Below are 23,715 nucleotides of genomic sequence, written 5' to 3'. Positions count from 1 at the left end.
GGATGAATAATACCCATCCCTCGGACCGGTCTGAGTATACTCGATTGTCAGCTGTTTTTATCTTGCCATACCCAGGACAAAACCTAGAAAACCGCGGGTTTCAGTATTTTCCTAATGAAACGCGGCTTATAAAGCCGGTTATTAGTGATAGCGCCCCTCGGTGCGCCAGGCCCGGGTATCTCAGGCTATAGACCAAACTCACACAGGGTAGCAAAACTACCCTGTGCCGACACTCTGAATCTACCTGAATTGGGTTACTTGAAATCGGCGTATGGCGTCAGCGGCTGCGGCGGTAAATCCAGGTCGCCTTGCCAACCGGCCATCGAATAACGCAGATAGATTAACGCGTGGCTTGGCGTATAGTCTTTCGCCTGCTGGATATCAAGCCCGGCCCCCAGCGTCCAGTGCGAACTGAGGCGTCGCTCGACAATGGCCCGCAGGGTATAACCGACACCGGAAGAGGAGCTGCCGTCTTCTACCGCAAACTTGTCCGGCAGTGAATCCGGGATCAGTCCTTGCAGCGGATAACGTTGCTGACTGTTGGTTTTCGAATGGGACAACGACACCGACCCACCCAGCTCCCATGACCAGTTCTCGGTCCGCTGGCGATAATTGACCGGCACCGCCAGCGACATATATTGCTGCGGGCTGTAATAGCCGCCCTGGCCGAGAGAGTAACCACTCAAATCCTTCTGATAGTGCCACAGCATGGTGTTCAGCCCGACGGTGACGCGACGGTTATCTTCGTTGATCAGCTTATAATAATAACCGGCCATAAAACGTTCACGTTGGTTATCCTCAACGTTTTTACCGGTCAACTGATGTGCGCTGAGATCGGCCCAGACGCCATGAGCCTCGCCGCGATCGTAACTGCCGCTCAGGCTGACCCCGGTGGCGCGTACGCCGCCCCAGGTGGTGCCGGTGTTCGGATCTTTGGTGCCGCCAAACGCCAGCAATGAGCTGGAAATCGGCCGCCGCGATGCCGCCAGCGTCCAGCCAATGTGGTTCCAGTCACTGCTGTAGGCCAGCCCGCCGACCCAGTCGACCACGTCGAAGCCCATCGGCGTGGTGCCGATATCCCCCGCCCAGCGATCGTTCTTCCAGCCAACCGCCACGCTGGTGCCGGTGGTTTTCTGATGTTCGTCGCCGCTACACCCCTGGGTATTACAGGTGCCAAAGGTCTCGTAATATTTACCGCTGCCGTCGGTAGAGAAACTGCCGGCATCCAACTGCACGGTATCGGAACGGAAAAATGCCCGCCCGTCGTACAACGGCATATCCACCTGCAGCATGGTGTCGTGCGCTTTGTAATCGGAGATACCGCCGGTACCGCTCGAGCCCCAGTAATCGTGATCGAGCGTGACGTTAACGTCCTGCTGACGGTACAAATCCGCCGCGTCCGAGCGAATACCCCGCTTGAGCCAGTCGTCGCTCGGGTTGTTGCGTGTCAGATAGGTATAACTGTCGTTATCCTGCGGCACGCTCGGCGCAATGCCGCTGGCCACCATCGCCTGTTTATAATCCTGTTGCGCCAGCGCCGGTTGGAGTTGGTCGCGCTCGAGCCGGGCCGCATCGCGGTAAATCAACGCCTTCGACTGGCTTGCCGGCTCTGATTGGGCCGCGGTTTTTAGCCGGGTAAAGATATCGGTGGCTTTTTGCGGTTCGCCAACGGCATACCAGGCGTTAGCCTCCCGTCGCTCGCTGTTGCCTGAGGGAGTTGGCTCCGGCGCTTTGGTTTGCAGCCGTTGACGTGCCTCACCCAGCTTGCCCTGCGCCACATAGGCCTCGATTTCGCCCAGTCGCGCATCTGGGTTATTCGGTTCGCGAACCCGCACCCGCTGATAGTCAGCCAGTGCGGCGTCATAGTCACCCCGTGCCAGCGCCCAATCGGCCAACTGGAGGTCGATTCGGGTGTCCGCCGGCTGGCGGCGCAAATAAGCCACGGCACCCGGCTCATCACCTGCGGCGCGTAGCTGCTCGGCATGCTCCAGCGTCGCCTGCATTTTCAAACGCTGCGCCAGTTCGCGCATATTGTCGTTCCACTGTGCGCTGGGTAAAGCATTCAACTCTGCCAGCGCCTGCTGGTCGCGATCGCTGCCGGAGAGATACAGCGCATAGGCATAGGCCAACTGTGGGTTGCCACGCTGTTTTTGCGCCAGCCGAGCAAACAGGGCATCCGCCTGTTGTGACTGCCCAGCCTGACGCAGCGTTTGCGCGTAGTGGTAGGTCAACCAGACGTCATCGGGGTCCATCTGCTGGGCGCGGCGATATTTTTCCGCCGCCTGATGCCATTGCTTTTGCTGTACCAACTGCTCGGCCTGCTGCTTGAGCATATCGAGCTGCAAACCCTCGAGCGTACTGCGCATTTTGTTTTGCTGGCTGCGCGGCAGACTGTTGAGATAGGCCAGCGCCTTTTCCGGCGACTGACGCTGATAGATATTCACCAGACCGCGCACCGCACTGCCGCTGCCCGGATCCAGCCGTAGCGCCTGCTGATAGAAACGCTCGGCGGCGGAGTCATCTTTACGCGCGACCGCAACGTCACCCAGGCCGATCACGGCACTGCTGTCGGTGTTGTCGAATTGCCGCGCCTGTTGGTATTTTTGCTGCGCCAGCGCCAAATTGCCGGCTTTCAACGCCTTGTCACCTTCGTCGACCGCCAGCCAATAGCTGTTGCTCTTGATCAAACTCTGCCATTTGCTGCTGCCATAGCCGCTTTTATCGGCCTGCAACGCCTGGCGGAACAGGCTCAACGCTTGCGGACGGTTACCTGCGCGGGAATAAGCCTGCCCCAGTGCACCCAGCACTTCGGCGTCATTGGGAGAAGCCGCCAGCGCTTTCTTCAGTTCGGGAATGGCGGCACGGCTGCCGCCCTTGTCGACCTGCGCCAGCCCACGCACCCGCGCCAGATAGGTCGGGTCGGACAACAACGCCTGCTGCCGGGCCAGTTCCTGCCGGGCGCTGACCGCCTGATCGCCGGTTTCAAACACCCCGAGAAAACGGTTCAGAGCCGCCACGCTTTGCGGGCTGACCGGCATGGCTTTCACTTTCTCCAGCCACAGATCGGCGGCATCCCCGCGACCGGCCGGGTCCGCGGCCACTTTCTGCAGTAAATCATAGGCCTGCGCGTCACGATCCTGACTAAACAGCATCCGTGCCAGCGACATGCGCAGCGGCACGTTGCCGGAATATTGCTGATCCAACGTCTGCAGTTGTTTCAGCGCCGCCGCTTCCTGCCCGGGCAGCCGAGCCACCAGCCGCCAGTATTCCACCGCCAGCTCAAGCGTCGGCGGATCCCCATGGAACAGAGCGTCATATTGCGCCTTGGCCTCCGGCAAACGACCGGCGGTCGCCATCAGCCGCGCCTGCTGCAACTTTTGGCGGGTTTCCGTTTGGGTCAGCAGCATATTCATTTCCGCCTGGCGATAGGCGCTGGACTGCGGCGCAATCTTTTTCAGCTTATCCAACTGCTGTTGCGCCAATGCCTGATTCCCCTGGCGTAACGCCAGGCGCATACGCGCTGAAATCACCTCCGGGTTGTTCGGATCCATCAGTTCAAGCCGGTAGAGCGATTGGCGAACCAGCTCATCTTTGTTGCCGGCCTCGCCAACGCGCACCTGCTCCAGCAGCCACTGTTCCGGCGCGACGGTTTCTGCCCCCTGCGCCTGCGGTAGCATTGCCAGACTTAAAGGCACCAGCCCCAGCCAGTTTATTCGGAAGTTACGCATTGGCCGCCCCAGGAGGGTTGAAGTTCACCCTGCCGATTAAAACGATAACGTTGTTGATCCCATCCCTGGCCAAACAGCGCCAGCGAGGCGCTGAAATAGGCGTCGTCGCCCGGCGGGTTTTGCTTAATGCGTTGGCGTTGTACCTGTAACGCCTCGGGTTGATTGGCCAGCATCGGCAACATCGAGGCAGAAAAACCTACCGGGCCGTTACCCGTGGTTTTGCCGCTGGCGGTGTCGGTTTTCTCCGGCGGCACGCCCTGTTGAACGGTGAGCTGTGCCATAGGTTGCAACTGCTTGAGCAGCGCCGCCTTGTGTTGATCGTCGTCCGCCAGCATACCGGCCCACAAATAGGCCCGGATGGCGTCGTAGCTGCCGATGTTCGGCTTGACGGTGTCCGGTTGCCAGCCTTTGCCCACCTGCCACACTACCCAGTCCGGCAAGAAGCCGTGGGGGGCCGTCTCCAGCCATAGCCGTTGATTGGTTTGCTGCATCGCACGCCATGGGCCGTTCAACGCGGCAAAACGCGCCAACAGTTGCGGCGGCAGGTAGCTTGGGTTGAGCCGCCAGCGATCTTCCGCCACAAACCCCACCTTACCCGGTAACAACATCAGCCCCAGGCCGGGAATATCAGCCACTTCTTCACGGGCAATACGCTGCAACAGCAGGGTACCGAGAGTTTGATAGCGACGGCTTTTCCACAGGCGACCCGCCTCCAGCAGGTTATAGGCAATCCACAGATCGGAATCGGAGGCCGAATTGCTGTCCAGCACCGTCCACTGCTTTTTATCGTCCTCACCCCATAGCCAGGCAGGCAAATGGGCGCTGAGATCGCCCGCCGCCAGATTATTTTCCGTCCACGTCAGCAGTTGGTCGAAAGCAGGTCGATCGTTGGCCACCAGCGCGAAGAACAGGCCATAACTCTGGCCTTCCGAGGTTGTGATTCGATTCGGGCTACTCGGATCGATCACCCGTCCCTGCTCGCTGATATAAAACTGTTTGTACTGTTGCCAGGCCGGCCACTCGCAGGTGGCTACCGCGCTGAATGAGCACAGTAGCAACATGCCGAATGTCAGACGCTTCAATGCCGCAGGCATAGCGATTAGTCCCGATCTTCAGGCGACAGGCGACGACGGCTGAAGGCTTTCAAACCACGCCACAACAACAGCGCCAGGATCACCACCACCACGACCGCAATCACTGCCAGCAACACCGGGTGAGTCGACAGCGCATGCCAGATACGCTCCCACCACGGCAGGTGACCGACGTAATAAACGTCGCCCACGCGCAGGCTGTTCACCCCGGATTCCCGGATCACCGCCACCGAACCAAACACCGCCGCACGCTTGCCGCTGTCCAGCAGTGCATTGTTCAGCAGGTCGTAGCCACGCGGGCTGTCGGCCAGTAACGCCACAATGCTGCGCTGATCGTTAAACGGTGACTGCACGCCAACAATCGCCGACATGGCCCCTTCTGAACTGATGGTGGTTTTGCTGTCCGCCTTGGTATCCTCCGCCAGCACGTCCATGGTCGGCAGCGGCAACTGCCGCGTCGGCTGCTTCACCCAGCTCTGGGTGGCATCCACCAGCAGGTTGATTTTTTTGTCGTCCCGCAGTTCCGGCGGAATAGTGCCGATCATCAGAATATCGGCATCGCGTTCCTTGGCCTGCGACCAGTCGTCACTCACCGTCACCGCCAGCGCCGGATAACCGGTCTGGGCGCCGATAACGCCCATCGCGTTCAGCAATGCGCTGACCTGAGATGGCTGTGGCTGCTTGTTCACCAGCACCAGGGTCTGCGACAGATCGGCCAGACGGCTGAAAGGGAAACCGGCGTTGGCAAAGGCACGCAGATCCGGCATCGCCATAAAGTGGCGGTAACCGGAGAAATCAATGGTCGATGAACCGTCGATCACCGCATGGTTGGCGGTGAAGGAGTAGGTTTCACAGCGTCCTTCGGCACCGCTGGCGAGCAGGGTGGTGTAGTCAAAGTCGAAACGCAGTTGGTTGGTGGCTCCCAGCCGCAGCGCCGGGATATTGACGCTCTTGTCCGAGTCGATCAGTCCCTGTGTCAGTGGCAAACGTAACAGTTGAGCGCCCTGCTCATGCTCCGGCACCAACGAATAGGCCTGCACAAACTGGTTGTTCAGGCTGACGCTCAGGCGCGAGCCGTCCTGAATGCGCGGCGCGGTGTAGCGATATTTCAGATGCATATCAATGCCGGTACTGCGGATCAGGAACAGGTCCGGCGGCAGATTCATGGTCAGCGAGATCGGGCCAGGCTCAATGCCGCTGGTCTGCAGTTGTTCAGCATACTGCTGCAGCTCGGCAAAGGTCATTGGCCTGTCGGTACGCACCCAGTTAGGCGCGTCATACGGCCGGCGCGGCGCCAGTTGTTCGACCTTGTCCACCGTAACATTCTGGCCACGGAACAGGATGTTACCCTGCGCAATGCCTTTCACGGCGGTGATCAGGTCGTTGTCGTCACGGCCCTGCACCAGCAGCAGCTTGATGTACGGATTATCCGGATGGCTGATCATCTCCACCGTCGGGCCGTTGACCGGCGGATAATCGCGCAGGAAGTCCGGGCGCTGCTTATTGGTGGCGAAGACAATGGCATGCTGCTCCGGCAGCTTGTTATACAGCGTCGGGAACGACTGGCCGCGCCACTGCGCTTTGCTGCCGAACCACGAGGCCAGAATGCCCGCAGCCCGCTGCTGGGTGATATCCGGCTGGCCGGCAAACACCATTGGCAAGGTCAGCGGCCGGTTGTCGCGACTGTCGAAGAACGGCTCCGGGAAATGCGAAAGCTCGTTTTTCACCGGCAGGGTTTGGTAGCGTAGATTCAACGAACTGGATTTGCTGACTTCGAGCCACAGCGTGGTGCTGGCCGGGTTTTCACAAATGTTCTGGTAATGACCAACGAACACCAGCCGCACACGGTTAAAATCGGTGATATAGCGCGGATCAATGGCCATCTGGATACGATTGGGTTTGCCGAGCTGCTCTTTGGCGAGAGTGGTCACGCCCATCAGTTCGTCATTGAGGTACACCTTGACGTGCGACTCCACCGGGATCAGCGAAGGTGACGGGGTGAATTCCAGGTCGAGCATCGCCTGCGACACCACTTCATCGCTGCGCACACCGAATTCGACCTGGCCATCCGGCCGGGTGCCACGCAGGGTAAAGGTGCCCGGCGGCGGCGCAATCTTGGCAAACGGCAATTGCACGTCACGCACCGGCGCATTCGGATCCTGCGGCGCGACCGATCCCATGGGTGTCGTAACCGCTGCGTCGGCTGGCACCGCCAGCGGCGGTTGTGCGGCAACGGTCGGCGCGGTGGCAGTTTCAGCCTGAGACAGGGTGCTGATGCCTAAGGCCAGGGCGGTAAACCAGGTTATTTTTCTCGTCATCGTATCATCATCAATGTTAGAGCCTGGGGGCCAGGCGAGTAAGCGGGCGGTTTGCCTATACCACTGTCTCTTTTTGGCTGAAGGCTGGAGCCCTGCCGACGCCGTGCGGGATAAATGACACTATCCAGCCAATCAGCGTCGTGGTTCCAACCAGCAGGCGGCGCACCATCGGCGGTGCGTAATCCGCCATACGTATATAACCCCGGAAGCCCAGCGCCAGAACGTCGCGCAGGCTTTCGATCGGTTTATCTTCAGGGAACCCGTCCTGCCACAACGCCCAGGTATCGGCGCGGGCAAAGGTGCACTGAATAAAATCAATATGTTCACGGGTGCTAAGGCCTACCATGCGGATGCCCACCTTACTGCCGAAGGCGCGCGTGACCACGCACGGGAAGCTGTATTCCTGCTGACCGCGTTTGAGCAACAACGACGCCTTGTCACCGTCTTTCAGCGCGTCCGCCACGCGCATCTCAATCCCCACCCCGCCGTCGGAGTAATCGCGCAGCGTGCAGGGGAACAGATGGCCGTCGGCACGAGCAATGGCGGCCGGCATGGCAATCTCCACCCGGTGCGCCTGGCGAACTTGCTTGGCCTCTACCGCCACCGCCACCGCGCCGCCGAGGATGGTCATGTTGTACAAGACCCACACCAGGCTGATGATCACCGTCATCACTTCATCCGCCGGGCCGTAGCCCAGACGCCAGACGCCGAAGAACAGCCCGGCCAGATTCAAAATCACCAGGAACATATAGGGCCGGGTAATCACCCAGTCGACATGCTCCTCCTCCACCAGCCCGCCTTTGGCGGTCACGTTGAATTTGCCCTTGTGCGGATTAAACAGCGCCACCGTGGTCGGCCGGGCGATGTACCAGGCCAGCACCGTCTCGTAAATCTCGCTCCAGAAAGAGTGGCGGTATTTGCCCTGAATACGCGAGTTGGTCAGGCTGGCGTGGATCATATGCGGCAGCACGTACAGCGCGATCGCCAGCGCCGGAGCAAAGATGATATAGGCGTGCAGCAGCAGGAAAGCCAAAGGCGCGGTGAGGAAGATCAGCCGCGGAATGCCGGAAAGGAAGTGCAGCATGGCGTTGGCGTAACACAACCGCTGCGCCAGTTTCAGCCCCTTGCCGAACAACGGGTTATCCAGCCGGAAGATCTGCACCATGCCCCGCGCCCAGCGAATACGCTGCCCAATGTGCGCCGACAGGCTTTCGGTCGCCAGCCCCGCCGCCTGCGGGATACGGATATAGGCCGAGGTATGCCCACGACGGTGCAAACGCAGCGAGGTATGGGCGTCTTCGGTAACGGTTTCCACCGCAATGCCGCCGATTTCATCCAGCGCACTGCGCCGCAGGATAGCGCAGGAGCCGCAGAAGAAGGTCGCGTCCCACATGTCGTTGCCGTCCTGCACCAGGCCATAAAACAGCGTGCCTTCGTTCGGTGTCTGGCGGAAACGCCCGAGGTTGCGTTCAAACGGATCCGGCGAGAAGAAGTGATGCGGGGTCTGCAGCATCGCCAGCTTCTTGTCCTTGAAGAACCAGCCCATGGTCAATTGCAGGAAAGAGCGCGTCGGCACGTGGTCACAGTCGAAAATCGCCACAAACTCACCGGTCGCCTGTTTCAGTGCGTTATTGATGTTACCGGCCTTGGCGTGTTCATGGGTTGGCCTGGCAATATACTTCACCCCCACCTCTTCGGCGAAGGCCTTGAATTCAGGCCGGTTGCCGTCGTCGAGAATGTAAATGGTGACCTTCTCTTTTGGCCAGTCGATGCCCAGTGCGGCGTAGATAGTGGGCTTCACTACCCCCAGATCTTCGTTGTAGGTTGGCACCAGCAGATCGATGGTCGGCCAGGTCGAACTGTCGGCAGGCATCGGTACCGGCTGACGGTTAAGCGGCCAGACGGTCTGGAAATAGCCCAGCACCAGCACCACCCAGGCATAGGTTTCCGCCACCAGTAACAGCAGACCGCAGGTCAGACTGAGCGGATCGTCCCAGTTCAGCGTGGCGGTATAGCGCCACCACAGGTAGCGACAGGACACGGTCAGCGACAGCACGATCAGCATCAGCGCCGGCAGGCGGCCCGGTACCCGGCGCACCACCATGGCGATGCCCCACAGCAACAGCACAAACACAAACTGCGCAGGCAGGTCGAACGGCTGAGAAATACACAGGATCGCCAGGATCGCCGCCAATACGCCGACAATAATAAACAGCACGCGGCGCACTCGCTGGTTCATCCGGCTCAGCCGTGCTACCGAGCGCTGCTCCAGCCCGGCATTTTCCAGCCGTTGCGGGATAGTTTTCAGCCAGTTGGCGTAGCGCAATTGCAGGCGCTGCCAACCGGCGAAACGCTGATGGTCCATCGGCTCGCGATCGGTACGGAACACCAACAGCCACAATCCCTGCACCAGATAACGCAGTACATCCGCCGGCCGCGGGCGGCTAGACGACAGATGCGGGAACCAATAGGCACGACCGGCCCGCAGCCGTTGCCAGCCCGGCGATTCAAAGCGCAGAAAAATCCAGCCCAACGCCACCAGCAGCGTAGTGAAAAAGGCGGTAAAGGCCGATGAGCCATGGCGACGATAGGCGCGATAACGCGTCTGCACCGCCTGTTGGACCGGCGGCACCAGCAGCAGGCTCATCACCCGGCTCATGGCGCCGTATCCTTCAGGTTGATCAGACACCAGTTGGCCAGCGTCAGCACTTCATCTGCGGCCAGGCTTTCCGGTCGATACTCGCCCAGCGGCTGCTTTACCGCCAGCGCCTCGGCCATCGCCTCATCACGGTGGATAACCACCGGCAACAGCCCGCCCAGGGTTTGCAGCCATAGCTGATGCAAATCCTGCTGGAGCTGGCTGGCAGCGAAATAGTGGTTAATCAGGAAACGGCAGCCTTCCGGTAACGCCTGTTGATGCAACCGCACCTGGCAGTTAGCGTCCGGGGCGATCAGCATAAATACGCAGTCAGCCAACGGCAGTGCCTGCGCGGCCAACAGGGGGTCATCCGCCGGCAAGTCCAGCAGGATCCAGTTGTACTGCGTACTGGCGCTTAGCTGCGCCAGATTCTCCTGCCAGCGGGTGGGATGTTGCCGGCAATATTGTTGTAAATTTAACCGTTCTGCCGCGGTGAGCTGACCAAAGGGCAGAAAGTCGAGGTTTTCGCAGTAGCGCATCGCGCCCTGCTGCCATTCGCCGCCGTCCTGCTCCGCCCTGGCCCAGCCGCGTGGCAGCTCAAACGGCGTATTAAAATGCAGACGCAGCAGGTTATCCGGCGCGAAATCGACGGCCAGCACCGACTCGCCCAATTGCTGTAATGCCCACGCAAGCGCCGCGGTGACCGACGTTGCGCCCATCCCGCCTCGCAAACCCTGCAGCGCAATCACTGGCATAAATTAGTGGCTCCCCGTGTTCTGCACCAGTTCGGCCAGCAGCGGCCAGCGAGTCATCATCTGCGTTAAACGCTCCTGACGCGAAATATCGATATAACTTAATTTGGGTAAGGAAAATGCATGACTGAGGGCCAGCAGATCATCCTGTGTTTCTGGCGGTACTACTGCATGAAAGCGCGTTAATTGATTATTCATTCTGCCGCCTTTAAAAATAGGCTAATGTTAATTAACTATAGCAACTTAATAAAAAGACATGGCCAATAAGATGATTCCTAACAGATATTATTACACAGAATGTAAGATTTGTTATTATTGATCCCAATGATAATATGACTGAATAGCAATGCTCAGTTGGCCACGACGACACTTTCAACGAAAGTAGAAACATAACCTATGGCGCAATCTTTCTCATTAGGTATTCGGCAGGTTTGGGAAGAACTGTCTGTCATGCAGGCCCCGGGTCTGTATTGGGTGAATATCGACCGTCAAACCGATGCTAACCTGCTTTGCCAACAAACCCTGGCCGCCCAGGCCGCAACCAGCCAGGTGGCATTGATTTGCAGTGGGGATAAACCTGACCGACTGCTGGCCGAACTTGCCTCACCGGCGCTGAAAAAAATTCCGCTGTACCAGCTGCCGGAAAAAAAAGCCGCGCTGACGCATTTCAGCGACGACCTGATGCGCGCCTTAAAACCCCAAAACCGCTTATTAATCCTGTTGGCCCATGCCAGTTTGTGGCAAACCTTCACCAGTGAAGAACTGCGCGACTGGACCCGCACTACCGGCGCCTGGTTACGCCGACAAGGCTGCACGCTGCTGATCCTCAGCCACGGCGGCGGCGTCAACAAGCTCAAGGGGCAACTCAGCGCCCAGCACCGGATCCTTAACGGCCTGTCCAGCCTGCAGTGGCAACAGGACAGCGCACAGTATTTGGTTAACTGGTGGAGTACCGAAAACGGCATCAATGCCAACCAACTGCTGACGCTGTATGCCGGTGAAAACGGCTGGCAGGGTGACGATGACAACAACAAACCCTCGCCGACCTCCATTCGCAGCGATGAAGGACTTTATCTGGCCCAACAGAGCATTCTGGAAGGTGCGCCGCCGCTGTCGGCCAACTGGCAACTGCTGGAAAGTAATGCGCTACTGGCGCAGCACGGCATGCTGACACTCTCGGCAACGTTGATTTTTGCGCTGTACCAAAGCGATGAAATCGATGCACTGGCACACCAAATCCACAGCCTGCGCCGCCAACGCGGCAACGGGCTGAAAATCGTGGTGCGCGAGATGAGCGCCAGCCTGCGTTACAGCGACGAACGCCTGCTGCTGGCCTGCGGCGCCAACCTGATTGTGCCGCACGTGGCACCGCTGTCGCGCTTTCTGACCATGCTTGAAGGCATTCAGGGGCAACGCTTCTCACGCCACGTTCCGGCAGATATCGACGCCCTGCTGGCCGGGTTGCGGCCGTTGCAGTTGAAGGGCTACATGCGGCCGGATGATTTTAGTCAGGCAGTCATTTCGCTGATGGGCAACACGCTGTTGCCGGAGGACGGTAAAGGCGTGATGGTCGCACTGCGCCCGGCGCCGGGGCTGCGTGCCGAACAGGCAATGACCCTGTGTTTTTTGCGCCGCTTCGGCGACGTGATGACCGTGGTGCAAGGCCGGCTGGTGCTGTTCCTCTCCACCTGCCGAATTAACGATTTGGATACCGCCCTGAAATTTATCTTCCGCCTGCCGGTAGACGAAGCCTTCAGCAACCGGGTGGTCTGGCATCAGGACGTAGATATTATTTCAGAAATCAAACGGCTGGCGCACAACGCCCCGGTTCCGTTGGGCGCGGCGACCGCCGCGGTGGCACCACGTCAAACCGCCGCCGAGGCAGCAAGCCCGCAGGAACGCCGTCAACCGGTGGCCTTCACGCTAACCACCACGGCACAGGAGAACAAGCATGTTGAACCTTAGCGATATTGTGCAGTTGATTATCCTGTGCGCCATTATTTTTATTCCACTGGGCTATGCCTTTCATCGGCGTTTCCCGCACTGGCGTCAATACTGGCAAAACCTGTTGTTATCACCGCGCTATTTAAAATCCGCCGGGTTATGGGTGCGCGAAGGTTCTTCATCCCAGATTAAGCGTAAAAACAGCCATGAAGCCAACAAATAACCCGCAATCCGATAACTCCCTGTGGCGCTACTGGCGTGGGCTGGGGGGCTGGAACTACTACTTCCTGGCCAAGTTTGCCCTGCTGTGGTTCGGTTACCTGAATTTCCACGCACTGCCAAACCTGGTGTTCATGGCATTTTTGTTGATGCCGATACCGGCGCTGCGCGTGCATCGCTGGCGCCATTACCTGGCGATCCCGATCGGTTTCGCGCTGTTCTATCACGACACCTGGCTGCCCGGCATCAACAGCATCATGAGCCAGGGTTCGCAACTGACCGGCTTCAGTGCCCAGTATCTGCTGGAGTTGACCAACCGCTTTATCAACTGGCAGATGATTGGCGCCGCCTTTGTGATGCTGATTGCCTATCTGTTTTTATCCCAGTGGATACGGGTGACGGTGTTCACCGTTGCCGCGCTGGTGTGGCTGAACCTGGTCAATATTGCCGGCCCGGCAGTGTCACTGCTGCCCGCCAGCAGCACCGCTTCCACCAGCGGCACACCGGCAGCGACAGCCCCGGCGGCTGGCGGTGATAGCGCCCCGGCGGACAGTGCTCCACCCACCAGCGCCAACCTGACGGCCTATCTGAACCAGTTCTACGATAAGGAAAAGGCCCGCGCCACCGCTTTCCCGGCCAGCCTGCCTGCCGATGCTCAGCCGTTCGACCTGCTGGTGATCAATATCTGTTCGCTGGCCTGGGCCGACATGGATGCGGTGAAACTGGAAAACCACCCGCTGTGGTCGAAGATGGACATTATGTTCGACAACTTCAACTCGGCGACCGCCTACAGCGGCCCGGCGGCCATCCGTTTGCTGCGCGCCAGCTGCGGTCAACCCTCACACCACGATCTGTATCAACCGGTGAATCAGCAGTGCTACCTGTTTGATAATCTGGCCAAGCTGGGTTTCAAAGAACAGTTGATGCTCGATCACTCCGGCGTGTTCGGCAACTTCCTCAAAGAGCTGCGCGAACAGGGCGATATGCAGGCCCCGCTGATGTCTCAGGCCGGTATCGGCAATGAGTTGGCGTCGTTTGACGGCGAACCGATTTACAACGATCTGGAGCTGCTCACCCGCTGGCTGAGCCAGCAGCAAAAGGCCGGCGATACCCGCAGCGCCACCTTCTTCAACATCATTCCGCTGCATGACGGTAACCGTTTTGTCGGTTCGAACAAGAGCGCGGACTATCAGCCACGGGCGCAGAAGCTGTTCGACCAGTTGAATACCTTCCTTGACCAACTGGAGAAATCCGGACGCAAGGTGATGGTGGTGATTGTACCGGAGCACGGCGCAGCCCTGGTGGGCGATAAAATGCAGATGTCCGGCCTGCGGGATATCCCCAGCCCGAACATTACCCATACGCCAGTGGGGATCAAACTGGTGGGCATGAAAGCGCCGCATCAGGGCAGTCCGTTGCAGATTAAGACGCCGAGCAGCTACCTGGCACTTTCCGAGCTGGTCTCACGCCTGGTCGACGGTAAAGCGTTCGCCGCCCCAAGCGTCGACTGGCAGGCGCTGACGCAGAACCTGCCGCAGACGGCGGTCATTTCGGAGAATGACAACGCCATCGTGATGCAATACCAGGGTAAACCGTACATCCGCTTGAACGGCGGTGATTGGGTGCCTTACCCCCAGTAAATGCAGCTAAGAGTCTGCCCCGTTATTATTAAGCACGCCTTCGGGCGTGCTTTTTTATAGCCGATATCAGGCAAAGTTAAACTTAAGCGATTCAATTATTATGATCGTGCGAAGATTCCTAACTAACGATTATTTCGTCAGGATTTCGTTAAGAGAAATAAGCGCTATTAATACGAATTAATTATTCGCTCAATAAACTAATTAATAAACCAATGGGTTTAATCAAAAAAATGCCGGCGTAAATGCCGGCATTCTAATTAATCGTGATTGATAACAAAGTTATGCCGCAGGATTTTCATCCTGATCGACCGCAAAGCAGGCCACCATCTGTTCGCCGTATTGCTTCAACTGGGGCTGCAACTGGGTGCATGGCCCAAAAGCACGACGGCAGCGGGCATTGAATGCACAACCCGGCGGTGGATTCATCGGGCTGGGCAGCTCGCCGGTCAGTTTGATGCGTTCACGACGCATATCCGGATTCAGACGTGGCGTCGCAGACAACAACGCCTGGGTATACGGATGACGCGGGTTGTTGAAAATGGCATCTTTGCTGCCCTTTTCCACACAGCGACCGAGGTACATCACCATCACTTCGTCGGCAATATGCTCCACTACCGACAAATCGTGCGAGATGAACACATAGGACAGCCCCAAATCCTGCTGCAAATCCATCATCAGATTCAGTACCTGCGCCCGCACCGAGACATCAAGGGCAGAGACAGGTTCATCGGCAATCACCACGTCCGGGTTAAGCATCAGCCCGCGTGCGATAGCAATACGCTGGCGTTGTCCGCCGGAAAACATGTGCGGGTAGCGATCGTAATGTTCGGTTTTCAGGCCAACCTTGGCCATCATCTCCAGCGCTTTCTCACGACGTTGCGCGCTGTTTAGCCCGGTATTGATCTGCAGCGGCTCCTCGAGGATCTGCCCGACCTTTTTACGTGGGTTAAGCGATCCATAAGGATTCTGGAACACAATCTGGATCTTCTGGCGCCGCAGCTTCTCCGCGGTGACGTCCGGTTTCAGCAGATCCTGCCCCTGATAGTACAGCTCACCGCCGGTCGGCACTTCAATCATCGTCAACAAACGGCCCAGCGTTGACTTGCCACAGCCGGACTCGCCCACCACCGCCAGCGTTTTGCCACGCTCAAGGGTGAAAGAGACGCCGTCCAGCGCTTTAACCAGCCTTTCCGGGGCAAAGATGCCCTTCTTGACCGGGTAGTGTTTCTTCAGGTCAATCGCCTGCAATAAGGGTTGGTTCTGGCTCATACGGTCGGCCTCCCCGCATCATCCAGCGGTGTGTGACATTTAACCTGACGGCCGGGAATGGTGCGTAATTCCGGCTCTTCATTGCGGCAGCGCTCATTGGCGTACGGGCAACGCGGGTTGAGCAAACAACCGCTTGGGCGGTCATATTTGCCCGGTACCACGCCCGGCAGCGAAGCCAGGCGCGCCTTGTCAGCCGCGAACTCCGGCAGCGCGCGCAATAGCGCCTGAGTATAAGGATGCCGCGGTGCGCGGAAGATTTCCGATGCTTTACCGGATTCCACTACCTGACCGGCATACATCACGATGATGTGATGCGCCGCCTCGGACACCAGCGCCAAATCGTGGGTAATCAGCAGCAGCGCCATATTTTCCCGCTGCTGCAACTCCAGCAGCAGCTCGATAATTTGCGCCTGGATGGTCACGTCGAGTGCGGTGGTAGGTTCATCGGCAATCAGCAGTTTCGGCCGACAGGCAATCGCCATGGCGATCATCACGCGCTGGCTCATACCACCGGAAAGCTGGTGCGGATACACGTCCAGCCGCGAGGCCGGATCGGGAATGCCCACCTGCGTCAGCAGATCGATAGCCCGCTGACGACGGGTGCGACGGTTGCCGCCCTGATGCACCTTCAGCGCTTCCATAATCTGGAAACCGACGGTGTAGCACGGGTTCAGGCTGGTCATCGGATCCTGGAAGATCATCGCCACTTCCGAGCCCACCAGTTGGCGGCGCTCTTTTTCGGAAATTTTGCGCAGATCCTGGCCGTTAAACTCCAGCTTTTCGGCCATTACCTTACCGGGGAAATCGATCAGCCCCATAATCGCCAGCGAGCTGACGGATTTGCCGGAGCCGGATTCACCGACGATCCCCACGACCTGGCCCTGCTCCACGCTGTAACTGATACGGTCTACCGCGCGGAAAGGGGTGCCTTCGTCACCGAAGTGCACCGAAAGCTTGTCTACATTTAATAACGCCATCTCTCTCGTCCTCTTTACTGCTTGAGTTTGGGGTCGAGAGCATCACGCAAGCCGTCCCCCATCAGGTTAAATGCAAGCACCGTCAGCAGGATCGCCACGCCAGGGAAGGTTACGACCCACCAGGCGCTTTGTGCGAACTGCAGTACGTCGGAGAGCATGGTGCCCCACTCCGGCGTTGGCGGCTGTGCACCCATACCCAGGAAGCCGAGAGCGGCCATATCCAGGATAGCGTTCGAGAAACCCAGAGAAGCCTGAACGATCAGCGGCGCCAGGCAGTTTGGCAGGATATTGATAAACATTTGGCGCATCGCACCGGCCCCCGCCACGCGTGAAGCGGTGACGTAGTCGCGGTTCACTTCCACCAATACCGCAGCACGGGTCAGACGCACATAGTGCGGCAAGGCGACAAAGGTTAACGCCAGTGAAGCATTGACGATCGACGGACCGAAAATCGCCACCAATACCAACGCCAACAGCAGGCTGGGCAACGCCAGCATGATGTCGACGATACGCATGATGATGGCATCCACCACGCCGCCAAAGTATCCAGCCAGCAGGCCCAGCACCACGCCCATGATCAGCGACAGCACCACCACCAGGCAGCCAACCAACAGTGACAGCCGGGCGCCGTACATCAGGCGCGACAGCACATCGCGGCCAACGTCATCGGTACCCAGCAGATATTGCCAACTGCCGCCTTCCTGCCAGACCGGCGGTTTGAGCAGCGCGTCGCGGAACTGATCCGCCGGCGCATGCGGTGCCAGCACCCCGGCACCGATGGCAATCACAAACATCAGAACGATATACACCAGGCCGACAACGGCCCCTTTATTGCGCTTGAAATAGTGCCAGAACTCCTGGAACGGGCTCATGGGCTTCGGCGCACCTTTAACGACAGACTCAGTGACTTGAGACATTAGAGCGCCCCTTATTTCTTGTGGCGAATACGCGGGTTGACCACGCCGTAGAGCACGTCTACCAGCAGGTTAACCAGAATAATCATACAGGCGACCAGCAATACGCCGCCCTGGACAACCGGATAGTCGCGACGTTGCAATGCGTCCATCAGCCAACGCCCCAGGCCCGGCCAGGAGAAGATGGTTTCGGTCAGGATCGCACCGGCCAACATGGTGCCGACCTGCAGGCCGATCACCGTCACGACCGGCAGCAAGGCGTTACGCAGCGCATGCACCACAATCACCCGCATACGGCTCACGCCCTTGGCGCGCGCGGTACGGATATAATCTTCGCCCAGCACTTCCAGCATCGAGGAGCGCGTCATACGCACAATGACCGCCAGCGGGATGGTACCCAACACGATGGCCGGCAGGATCATATGCATCACGGCGTCAGCGAAGTCGCCCGGTTCGCCCCAGATCAGGGTGTCGATCAGCATAAAGCCGGTCAACGGCAGGCTATCGTCAAGGAACACCGTATCGCTGACCCGTCCCGATACCGGCGTCAGGTTGAGTTGCACCGAGACCAGCATGATCAACATCATGCCCCACCAGAAAATCGGCATCGAATAGCCGGTCAGTGAGATACCCACCGCGGTATGATCGAATATTGAGCCTCGCCTGACCGCCGCCAGCACCCCAACCGGAATGCCCACCAGCACGGCGAAAATCATCGCGCAGAGCCCCAACTCCAGCGTAGCCTTGAAGCGCGGAACGAACTCTTCCCAAACGGAGATTCGGCTTTTAAGCGAGGTACCCAGATCGCCATGCAACACGTTGGATACGTAAGTGAAATATTGTTGATAGAGCGGTTTATCCAGCCCCATTTCCGCCATCAGGTGTGCATGGCGTTCTGCGGAGATCCCGCGTTCCCCGGCCATGATGGTCACCGGGTCGCCGGGGATCATATGGACGAATGCAAAAGTCAGCAAAGTAATGCCGATAAACGTTGGGATAACTAACCCCAAACGTCGGAGTATGAACTGCAACATATCCCGAACTCTCTGTATCAATGCCCGGCAGCTCATCGTCCGCCAGGCTTATTAAAGCTCACACACCTCTGGTGCTTCTCTGCCTACGGGCAACCCCACCCCTCCCTTAAAGAGAGGGGCGTGGTATTAACCGGTAGTAAAATTAATCCAGAGAGACATTCTCAAAGTGATGCTTACCAAGCGGATCCACGACGTAGCCCTTCACTTCCTTACGCACTGGCTCGTAAACGGTGGAGTGGGCAACAATCAGCGCCGGAGCCTGATCGTGCATCACTACCTGAGCCTGTTTGTACAGTTCGATGCGTTTGTCGTGGTTCGATTCGGCGCGCGCCGGTTGAATAAGATCTTCAAACGGCTTGTAGCACCAGCGAGAGTAGTTGGAGCCATCTTTAGCCGCGGCGCAGCTAAACAGCGTGGCGAAGAAGTTATCCGGATCCCCATTGTCGCCGGTCCAGCCCATCATCACCGTCTGATGTTCGCCCGCTTTGGCGCGCTTGAGGTATTCGCCCCACTCATAGGTTACGATTTTGGCTTTCACACCGATTTTCGCCCAGTCAGACTGGATCATTTCCGCCATGCGGCGCGCGTTCGGGTTGTACGGACGTTGTACCGGCATTGCCCACAGATCGATGGAGAAACCGTCTGCCATGCCCGCTTCTTTCAGCAGCTCTTTAGCCTTGACCGGATCGTAGGTGTAGTCTTTCACCGCGTCGTTATAGCCCCACATGGTCGGTGGGATCAGGTTCTTGGCCGCCTGGCCTGCACCCTGGTACACCGCGTCGATGATCGCCTGCTTGTTGACCGCCAGGGTCAACGCCTGGCGCACCTTCAGGTTATCCAGCGGTTTTTTCTCAACGTTGAACGACAGGTAACCGACGTTCAGCCCCGGTTGTTCCATCAGGTTGATGGTTTTGTCCTGCTTCATGCGCGCGATGTCAGCCGGGTTCGGGTACGGCATCACCTGGCATTCGTTTTTCTGCAGTTTGGCGTAACGCACGGAAGCGTCTGGCGTGATGGAGAACACTAAGCGGTCGATCTTCGGCTTGGTGCCCCAGAAACCGTCAAACGCCTTATAGAGAATTTTGGAGTCTTTCTGGTATTGCAGCAGTTGGAACGGACCGGTACCGATTGGGTTCAGGTCAATTTTCTCCGGGGTGCCGGCCTTCATCATTACGTCGGCGTATTCGGCAGACAGAATAGAAGCGAAGTCCATGCCCAGGTCAGCCACAAATGGCGCCTCAGGACGGGTCAGCACAAAGCGAACGGTGTAGTCGTCCACTTTCTCGATTTTGGCGATCAGCTTCGGCATGTCCATGCCTTCAAAGTACTCATAGCTGCCGCCGGAGACTTTGTGATAGGCATTTTTCGCGTCCAGCTGGCGTTCGAAGGAGAACACCACGTCGTCGGCGTTGAAATCACGGGTCGGTTTGAAGTCTTTGCTGCTCTGCCACTTCACGCCTTTACGCAGGTGGAAGGTGTAGATTTTGCCGTCTTCGCTGACATCCCATTTTTCAGCCAGGCCCGGCTGCAGTTCGGTGGTGCCGATTTTGAACTCGACCAGACGGTTGTAAATAGGCACCGAGCTGGCGTCATAGGTAGTACCCGAGGTGAACAGCTGCGGGTTGAACCCTTCCGGGGAACCCTCAGAACAGTAAACCAGAGTCTTGGCTTGCACGCTGGCCGCAACGGTCAGCGCAATCAGCCCAATACCGAATTTCAGAATCCCTGTTTTTCCCAAGGAACTTGTCATCGTTTGTGCTCCATTATGTGATGTGATGTGTGTATTACCGCCAGAGCCTGTATTTTTTATTGCGCGGCCTGTGCAGTCGTGCCCGAAGGCTGGGAGGGATAATTGCGCGAGAGAGCCGGGTGGAACGCCTCCCGGTGGGGGCGTCTGAGCGCGTGGAATTCACTCAAACAACTCTCGCTCTTACCCCTGAGGCTACCAAATTGCCAACTGTTTGGGGTGTCGTCAATATAACCAGTGGGGATTTACGCAGACTGTGAGAAACAGCAAACAAACATAAAAAAAACCTTTTTTTAACAGTAGCAGCATGAAAACTTATGCTATGCGGTCATTTTTAGTTCGATAGGCTGTGTTGCAGAAAGTTGCTGGTGTTTAACTCCGATAAAAAACTAAAAAAGTTTGTTGCTGAATGATGAATATCTGAACGGTTATTTTTGTGATCGGCGTAAAAGACAGGACGAAATGCTGCCCTGTCACCCGAAAGGGTGAGGCGTCGGCGCATTTTTTTAGCCGGGTGACGCCACAATCTATTCACCGTAAAAAAACTTTCGTCTGTTAAAAAGCCGGGGGCAAAAGGATATCCCCCGGCAACGTGCTACAACCGATTTATTGCGTGCCGGCGCTGTTGCCCAGGCTGCTATTCATATTGTTCAGAATATCACCGTTATCGGCGTCGATTTCCCAGGAGAACAACCCGCCCAACTGCTTATCGAGCACATACTTGCCCTTCGCCTGTACCGAGCGGGCATCGTCGAAGGTGATCAGGTCACCGGTGGAAGGTTTGAACACATAAGGCGCTTCGGCAGTGGCGTCGTAGCTGTACTGCCATTCACCGCTCATAAACTCATTGGCGATTTGGCGATAATCCACGATGCCATTTTCCCAGGTGCCTTTCACCGGGCCGGTTGCGGTGCCGGTAAACGGAATGTTGTTCTGGTAGCCGTTAACACCGGTCCAGCCGCGGCCGTACATGGCAGTCCCCACCACGATTTTGCCCGGCTTCACCCCCTGCGTCAGCAGCGCGTTAACGCCATTCACCGTGGTATAGGCCGTATCCGGTTTCCAGGACGGCGCTTTCAGTGCGGTCTGATGGCCCAGGTTTTTCAGATCGAACGCGCCGTAGAAGTCGTAGCTCATCAGGAAGATGTGATCCATCGAGTTCTGCGCAGTGTTGTAGTCCACCTTGTCGATTTTGTCCTTGCCGGCACTGATCGCAGAGGTCAGTTCATACTTGCGACCGGTTTCCGCGGAAAGCTGATCCAGCATCGCCCGCAGTTCTTTCATCAGTTGCACATAGGTCGCCCCATCCTGTGCGCTGCCCAGTTTCGGGTTAGCGCCCTGCCCGCCCGGGAACTCCCAGTCGATATCTACGCCGTCAAAGAACTTCCAGGTTTGCAGGAACTCTTTCACCGAGCCGACGAAGCGATCGCGCTTGGCCTTGTCACCCATAAAGAAGAACGGGTCGGACAGCGTCCAGCCACCAATCGACGGCAGGATTTTCAGGTCCGGACGTGCCTGCTTCAGCGCCATCAACTGACCAAAGTTGCCTTTGTAGGGGTCGTCCCAGGCGGTCACGCCTTTTTGCCCTTTCTGCAACGCGGCGAACGGATCGTGGATCGACACCTTGAAGTCTTCACGGCCCTGGCAAGAACGTTGCAGCGCCTGGAAACTGCCTTCGATCTCTTTCAGGCTGTCGTTGATGCCGTCACCGCCGCAGATTGGAATGAAACCGTACAGCAAATGCGTCAGGTTCTGTGCCGGCAGTTTATCGACGGTGAAATTACGGCCGTAAACGCCCCATTCAACGAAATAAGAACCGACCACTTTGCCGGAGTCTTGTTTATAAGGCTTATTCTTTTCCAGCAACGGTTCTTTTAACGGTGCCAAATGGCTGCCATCGGTATCCGCCACTACAATTTCGGTGGCATCGCTGGCGGTACAACCATCAGCATTACATAACGCCACCTGCATTTGATAACGGCCGCCTTTATTAACCTTAAAGTTTGCCGTGCCCGAAGCGCCGGTTGAGGCACCGCTCCAGACTTCTTTGCCATTTAATAATACTTTTGCCGTAGTACCGGTATCGCCATTCCATAAATTCCATGAAACGGAAACGTCGGCGGCATTTTTCACCTTCACCAGGTTATTATAAGCCGTCGCCGCCTGATCAACCTCGACAATGGCGAACTTGGTATTGCCCCAGGCCAGCGTAGGCTTGCCCGGTACGGCGGCCTGTGCCGCAGAGCACAGCGTGCTGCCGATCAGCAACGCCAACAGCGGTTTATTAAATTTGCGCATAACTGATTCCTTTATTCCGAGAGGATAAACGTAAAATATTTAATGACGACCGCCGATTGTCGGACAAGAATAATTCCGCAATAACTCTGGCCGATTAAAATGAATAACTAAGTATTAATCTTTCCCACGTAACGGAAATCTATCATTCCCATTTCGTGTATTCAGACTATAGATAAATTAATCCTTAAAACAATAGCGCTATCAACCGGGTTTTATTGAGCAATAATGAATTAATTTAATAATAGATAACCAACAGCAGTGGGAATAAGGATAGTGAATTAAATACAGGGAAAGGATAAATATTTGTCATGCCACAAGATGTTGTCTTCATTGACAACACTCTAAATATGCTGTTATTTTAAACAACACGAAGGAGACGGAAGTGCCTTCTCAACTGATCTATCAGGACAAAATCCAACTGACAAACACTGAATTTATGCAAATGGTTATTTGGCATGTCGATCCCCCCGTTAACGGCAGCACTCATAACTACAAGTACAGGTTTGCCTACGTCAAAGCGGGCATTTGCCGTTTACGTTATGACAATGAAGCAGGTAAAGGCGACCACAAACATGTGGGCGACAAGCAGCAACCTATTACGTTTACCCACCTGACAGCGCTGCAACGCAGCTTCTTCAATGAAGTCGCACGACTAAGAGGTGAAAGAGAATGAACAGAGTCACCATCCGCGTGGCTTCTCTTGAGGAAGTACAACGCAATTTGGAGAAAGCCCTGCAGGGCAACAAGCAACAGCAAGGAAGCTACATCACATTTTTAGACTGGGAGAGCCTGTGGAAAACCCTGTCGCCTAAAAAAATGCAAATCCTTCATACCATGACCGGCGCTGGCGAACTTTCAATCCGGGAAGTGGCACGTCGCGTTAAACGGGATGTTAAAGCGGTGCATACCGATCTACAGGCTCTGTTAGGCTGCGGCATTGTTGATAAAAGCGAACGGGGCATTATTTTCCCCTATGACGAAATCCATTTTGACTTCGTAGTCGGCAAGGCCGCCTGAATGACAGACGAAAAAAAACCTGCTTTAAAAAGCAGGTTTTCTTGAATGTGGTCGGCGAGAGAGGATTCGAACCTCCGACCCACTGGTCCCAAACCAGTTGCGCTACCAAGCTGCGCTACTCGCCGATGC

General features: G+C 57.1%; 17 protein-coding genes and 1 tRNA gene. 5 read left to right on the top strand and 13 right to left on the bottom strand.

Going from position 1 to position 23,715, the window contains the following annotated elements; all coding sequences use genetic code 11:
• Nucleotides 1–254: 254 nt before the first annotated feature.
• The 6 genes from bcsC to bcsR are packed head-to-tail and all read right to left on the bottom strand — an operon-like array spanning nt 255 to nt 10,725.
• The gene (gene bcsC / locus ACSOSI_RS00600; protein ID WP_476706397.1) at nt 255–3,728 is read right to left on the bottom strand and encodes a cellulose synthase complex outer membrane protein BcsC; all 3,474 of its coding nucleotides are present in this window, start codon (nt 3,726–3,728) and stop codon (nt 255–257) included.
• Complete coding sequence (bcsZ, locus tag ACSOSI_RS00595; RefSeq protein ID WP_218217403.1) at nt 3,710–4,822, bottom strand: cellulose synthase complex periplasmic endoglucanase BcsZ; 1,113 nt, start codon at nt 4,820–4,822, stop codon at nt 3,710–3,712. The genes bcsC and bcsZ overlap by 19 nt, the downstream gene beginning before the upstream one ends.
• A 5-nt stretch (nt 4,823–4,827) precedes the next feature.
• Nucleotides 4,828–7,137, bottom strand: coding sequence for a cellulose biosynthesis cyclic di-GMP-binding regulatory protein BcsB (gene bcsB, locus ACSOSI_RS00590; RefSeq protein ID WP_261132818.1), 2,310 nt, complete (start codon nt 7,135–7,137; stop codon nt 4,828–4,830).
• Nucleotides 7,138–7,192: 55 nt separating this feature from the next.
• Nucleotides 7,193–9,796: a UDP-forming cellulose synthase catalytic subunit gene (gene bcsA, locus ACSOSI_RS00585; RefSeq protein WP_012004620.1), complete on the bottom strand. Its 2,604-nt coding sequence runs from the start codon at nt 9,794–9,796 to the stop codon at nt 7,193–7,195.
• A complete protein-coding gene (gene bcsQ / locus ACSOSI_RS00580; RefSeq protein ID WP_476706396.1) occupies nt 9,793–10,530 on the bottom strand; it encodes a cellulose biosynthesis protein BcsQ in 738 nt (245 codons plus the stop codon). The genes bcsA and bcsQ overlap by 4 nt, the downstream gene beginning before the upstream one ends.
• 3 nt (nt 10,531–10,533) lie before the next feature.
• A complete protein-coding gene (gene bcsR, locus ACSOSI_RS00575; RefSeq protein WP_017891243.1) occupies nt 10,534–10,725 on the bottom strand; it encodes a cellulose biosynthesis protein BcsR in 192 nt (63 codons plus the stop codon).
• Between the two features lie 198 nt (nt 10,726–10,923).
• On the opposite strand from bcsR, the gene bcsE reads away from it, so the two are divergent.
• From bcsE to bcsG, 3 genes are read left to right on the top strand one after another with little or no spacing between them, the layout of a single operon-like run.
• Entirely contained in the window at nt 10,924–12,492 is a 1,569-nt protein-coding gene (gene bcsE, locus ACSOSI_RS00570; RefSeq protein WP_012004617.1) for a cellulose biosynthesis protein BcsE, read from the top strand.
• Entirely contained in the window at nt 12,479–12,694 is a 216-nt protein-coding gene (gene bcsF / locus ACSOSI_RS00565) for a cellulose biosynthesis protein BcsF (RefSeq protein ID WP_017891241.1), read from the top strand. Before bcsE ends, bcsF begins: the two co-directional genes overlap by 14 nt.
• A complete protein-coding gene (gene bcsG, locus ACSOSI_RS00560) occupies nt 12,678–14,330 on the top strand; it encodes a cellulose biosynthesis protein BcsG (protein WP_261414578.1) in 1,653 nt (550 codons plus the stop codon). Before bcsF ends, bcsG begins: the two co-directional genes overlap by 17 nt.
• Before the next feature lie 279 nt (nt 14,331–14,609).
• Here bcsG and dppF read toward each other — a convergent pair whose 3' ends face one another.
• The 6 genes from dppF to chiA form a co-directional block, all read right to left on the bottom strand.
• On the bottom strand, nt 14,610–15,599 hold the full coding sequence (gene dppF, locus ACSOSI_RS00555; protein ID WP_012004614.1) for a dipeptide ABC transporter ATP-binding subunit DppF: 990 nt from the start codon (nt 15,597–15,599) through the stop codon (nt 14,610–14,612).
• The gene (gene dppD / locus ACSOSI_RS00550) at nt 15,596–16,576 is read right to left on the bottom strand and encodes a dipeptide ABC transporter ATP-binding protein (RefSeq protein WP_017891239.1); all 981 of its coding nucleotides are present in this window, start codon (nt 16,574–16,576) and stop codon (nt 15,596–15,598) included. Before dppD ends, dppF begins: the two co-directional genes overlap by 4 nt.
• 14 nt (nt 16,577–16,590) lie before the next feature.
• Nucleotides 16,591–17,493: a dipeptide ABC transporter permease DppC gene (gene dppC / locus ACSOSI_RS00545; protein ID WP_012004612.1), complete on the bottom strand. Its 903-nt coding sequence runs from the start codon at nt 17,491–17,493 to the stop codon at nt 16,591–16,593.
• Nucleotides 17,494–17,504: 11 nt separating this feature from the next.
• Nucleotides 17,505–18,524 (bottom strand): dipeptide ABC transporter permease DppB, encoded by a 1,020-nt coding sequence (gene dppB, locus ACSOSI_RS00540; RefSeq protein ID WP_017891237.1) that lies wholly within the window; start codon nt 18,522–18,524, stop codon nt 17,505–17,507.
• A 142-nt stretch (nt 18,525–18,666) separates the two neighbouring features.
• Complete coding sequence (gene dppA, locus ACSOSI_RS00535; RefSeq protein WP_012004610.1) at nt 18,667–20,274, bottom strand: dipeptide ABC transporter periplasmic-binding protein DppA; 1,608 nt, start codon at nt 20,272–20,274, stop codon at nt 18,667–18,669.
• Between the two features lie 603 nt (nt 20,275–20,877).
• Nucleotides 20,878–22,569 (bottom strand): chitinase ChiA, encoded by a 1,692-nt coding sequence (gene chiA / locus ACSOSI_RS00530; RefSeq protein WP_012004609.1) that lies wholly within the window; start codon nt 22,567–22,569, stop codon nt 20,878–20,880.
• Nucleotides 22,570–22,951: 382 nt separating this feature from the next.
• Between chiA and ACSOSI_RS00525 the strand changes: the two genes are divergently transcribed.
• Nucleotides 22,952–23,242, top strand: coding sequence for a toxin-antitoxin system TumE family protein (locus tag ACSOSI_RS00525; protein WP_017891236.1), 291 nt, complete (start codon nt 22,952–22,954; stop codon nt 23,240–23,242).
• Nucleotides 23,239–23,586, top strand: a complete 348-nt coding sequence (locus tag ACSOSI_RS00520) for an HVO_A0114 family putative DNA-binding protein (RefSeq protein ID WP_017891235.1) — start codon at nt 23,239–23,241, stop codon at nt 23,584–23,586. The genes ACSOSI_RS00525 and ACSOSI_RS00520 overlap by 4 nt, the downstream gene beginning before the upstream one ends.
• 48 nt (nt 23,587–23,634) lie before the next feature.
• On the opposite strand, the gene ACSOSI_RS00515 is transcribed toward ACSOSI_RS00520, so the two are convergent.
• A tRNA-Pro gene (locus ACSOSI_RS00515) sits at nt 23,635–23,711 on the bottom strand.
• Nucleotides 23,712–23,715 lie beyond the last annotated feature (4 nt).

It is taken from the genome of Serratia sp. AR11, assembly GCF_056376275.1.
Note: the sequence above shows the minus strand (reverse complement) of the source record. Positions and strands in the feature narration are given on the sequence as shown.

Excerpts from the sequence above, each read along its gene's own strand:
- bcsC (WP_476706397.1), bottom strand. The coding sequence starts at position 3,728 with ATGCGTAACTTCCGAATAAACTGGCTGGGGCTGGTGCCTTTAAGTCTG.
- bcsZ (WP_218217403.1), bottom strand. The coding sequence starts at position 4,822 with ATGCCTGCGGCATTGAAGCGTCTGACATTCGGCATGTTGCTACTGTGC.
- bcsB (WP_261132818.1), bottom strand. The coding sequence starts at position 7,137 with ATGACGAGAAAAATAACCTGGTTTACCGCCCTGGCCTTAGGCATCAGC.
- bcsA (WP_012004620.1), bottom strand. The coding sequence starts at position 9,796 with ATGAGCCGGGTGATGAGCCTGCTGCTGGTGCCGCCGGTCCAACAGGCG.
- bcsQ (WP_476706396.1), bottom strand. The coding sequence starts at position 10,530 with ATGCCAGTGATTGCGCTGCAGGGTTTGCGAGGCGGGATGGGCGCAACG.
- bcsR (WP_017891243.1), bottom strand. The coding sequence starts at position 10,725 with ATGAATAATCAATTAACGCGCTTTCATGCAGTAGTACCGCCAGAAACA.
- bcsE (WP_012004617.1), top strand. The coding sequence starts at position 10,924 with ATGGCGCAATCTTTCTCATTAGGTATTCGGCAGGTTTGGGAAGAACTG.
- bcsF (WP_017891241.1), top strand. The coding sequence starts at position 12,479 with ATGTTGAACCTTAGCGATATTGTGCAGTTGATTATCCTGTGCGCCATT.
- bcsG (WP_261414578.1), top strand. The coding sequence starts at position 12,678 with ATGAAGCCAACAAATAACCCGCAATCCGATAACTCCCTGTGGCGCTAC.
- dppF (WP_012004614.1), bottom strand. The coding sequence starts at position 15,599 with ATGAGCCAGAACCAACCCTTATTGCAGGCGATTGACCTGAAGAAACAC.
- dppD (WP_017891239.1), bottom strand. The coding sequence starts at position 16,576 with ATGGCGTTATTAAATGTAGACAAGCTTTCGGTGCACTTCGGTGACGAA.
- dppC (WP_012004612.1), bottom strand. The coding sequence starts at position 17,493 with ATGTCTCAAGTCACTGAGTCTGTCGTTAAAGGTGCGCCGAAGCCCATG.
- dppB (WP_017891237.1), bottom strand. The coding sequence starts at position 18,524 with ATGTTGCAGTTCATACTCCGACGTTTGGGGTTAGTTATCCCAACGTTT.
- dppA (WP_012004610.1), bottom strand. The coding sequence starts at position 20,274 with ATGACAAGTTCCTTGGGAAAAACAGGGATTCTGAAATTCGGTATTGGG.
- chiA (WP_012004609.1), bottom strand. The coding sequence starts at position 22,569 with ATGCGCAAATTTAATAAACCGCTGTTGGCGTTGCTGATCGGCAGCACG.
- ACSOSI_RS00520 (WP_017891235.1), top strand. The coding sequence starts at position 23,239 with ATGAACAGAGTCACCATCCGCGTGGCTTCTCTTGAGGAAGTACAACGC.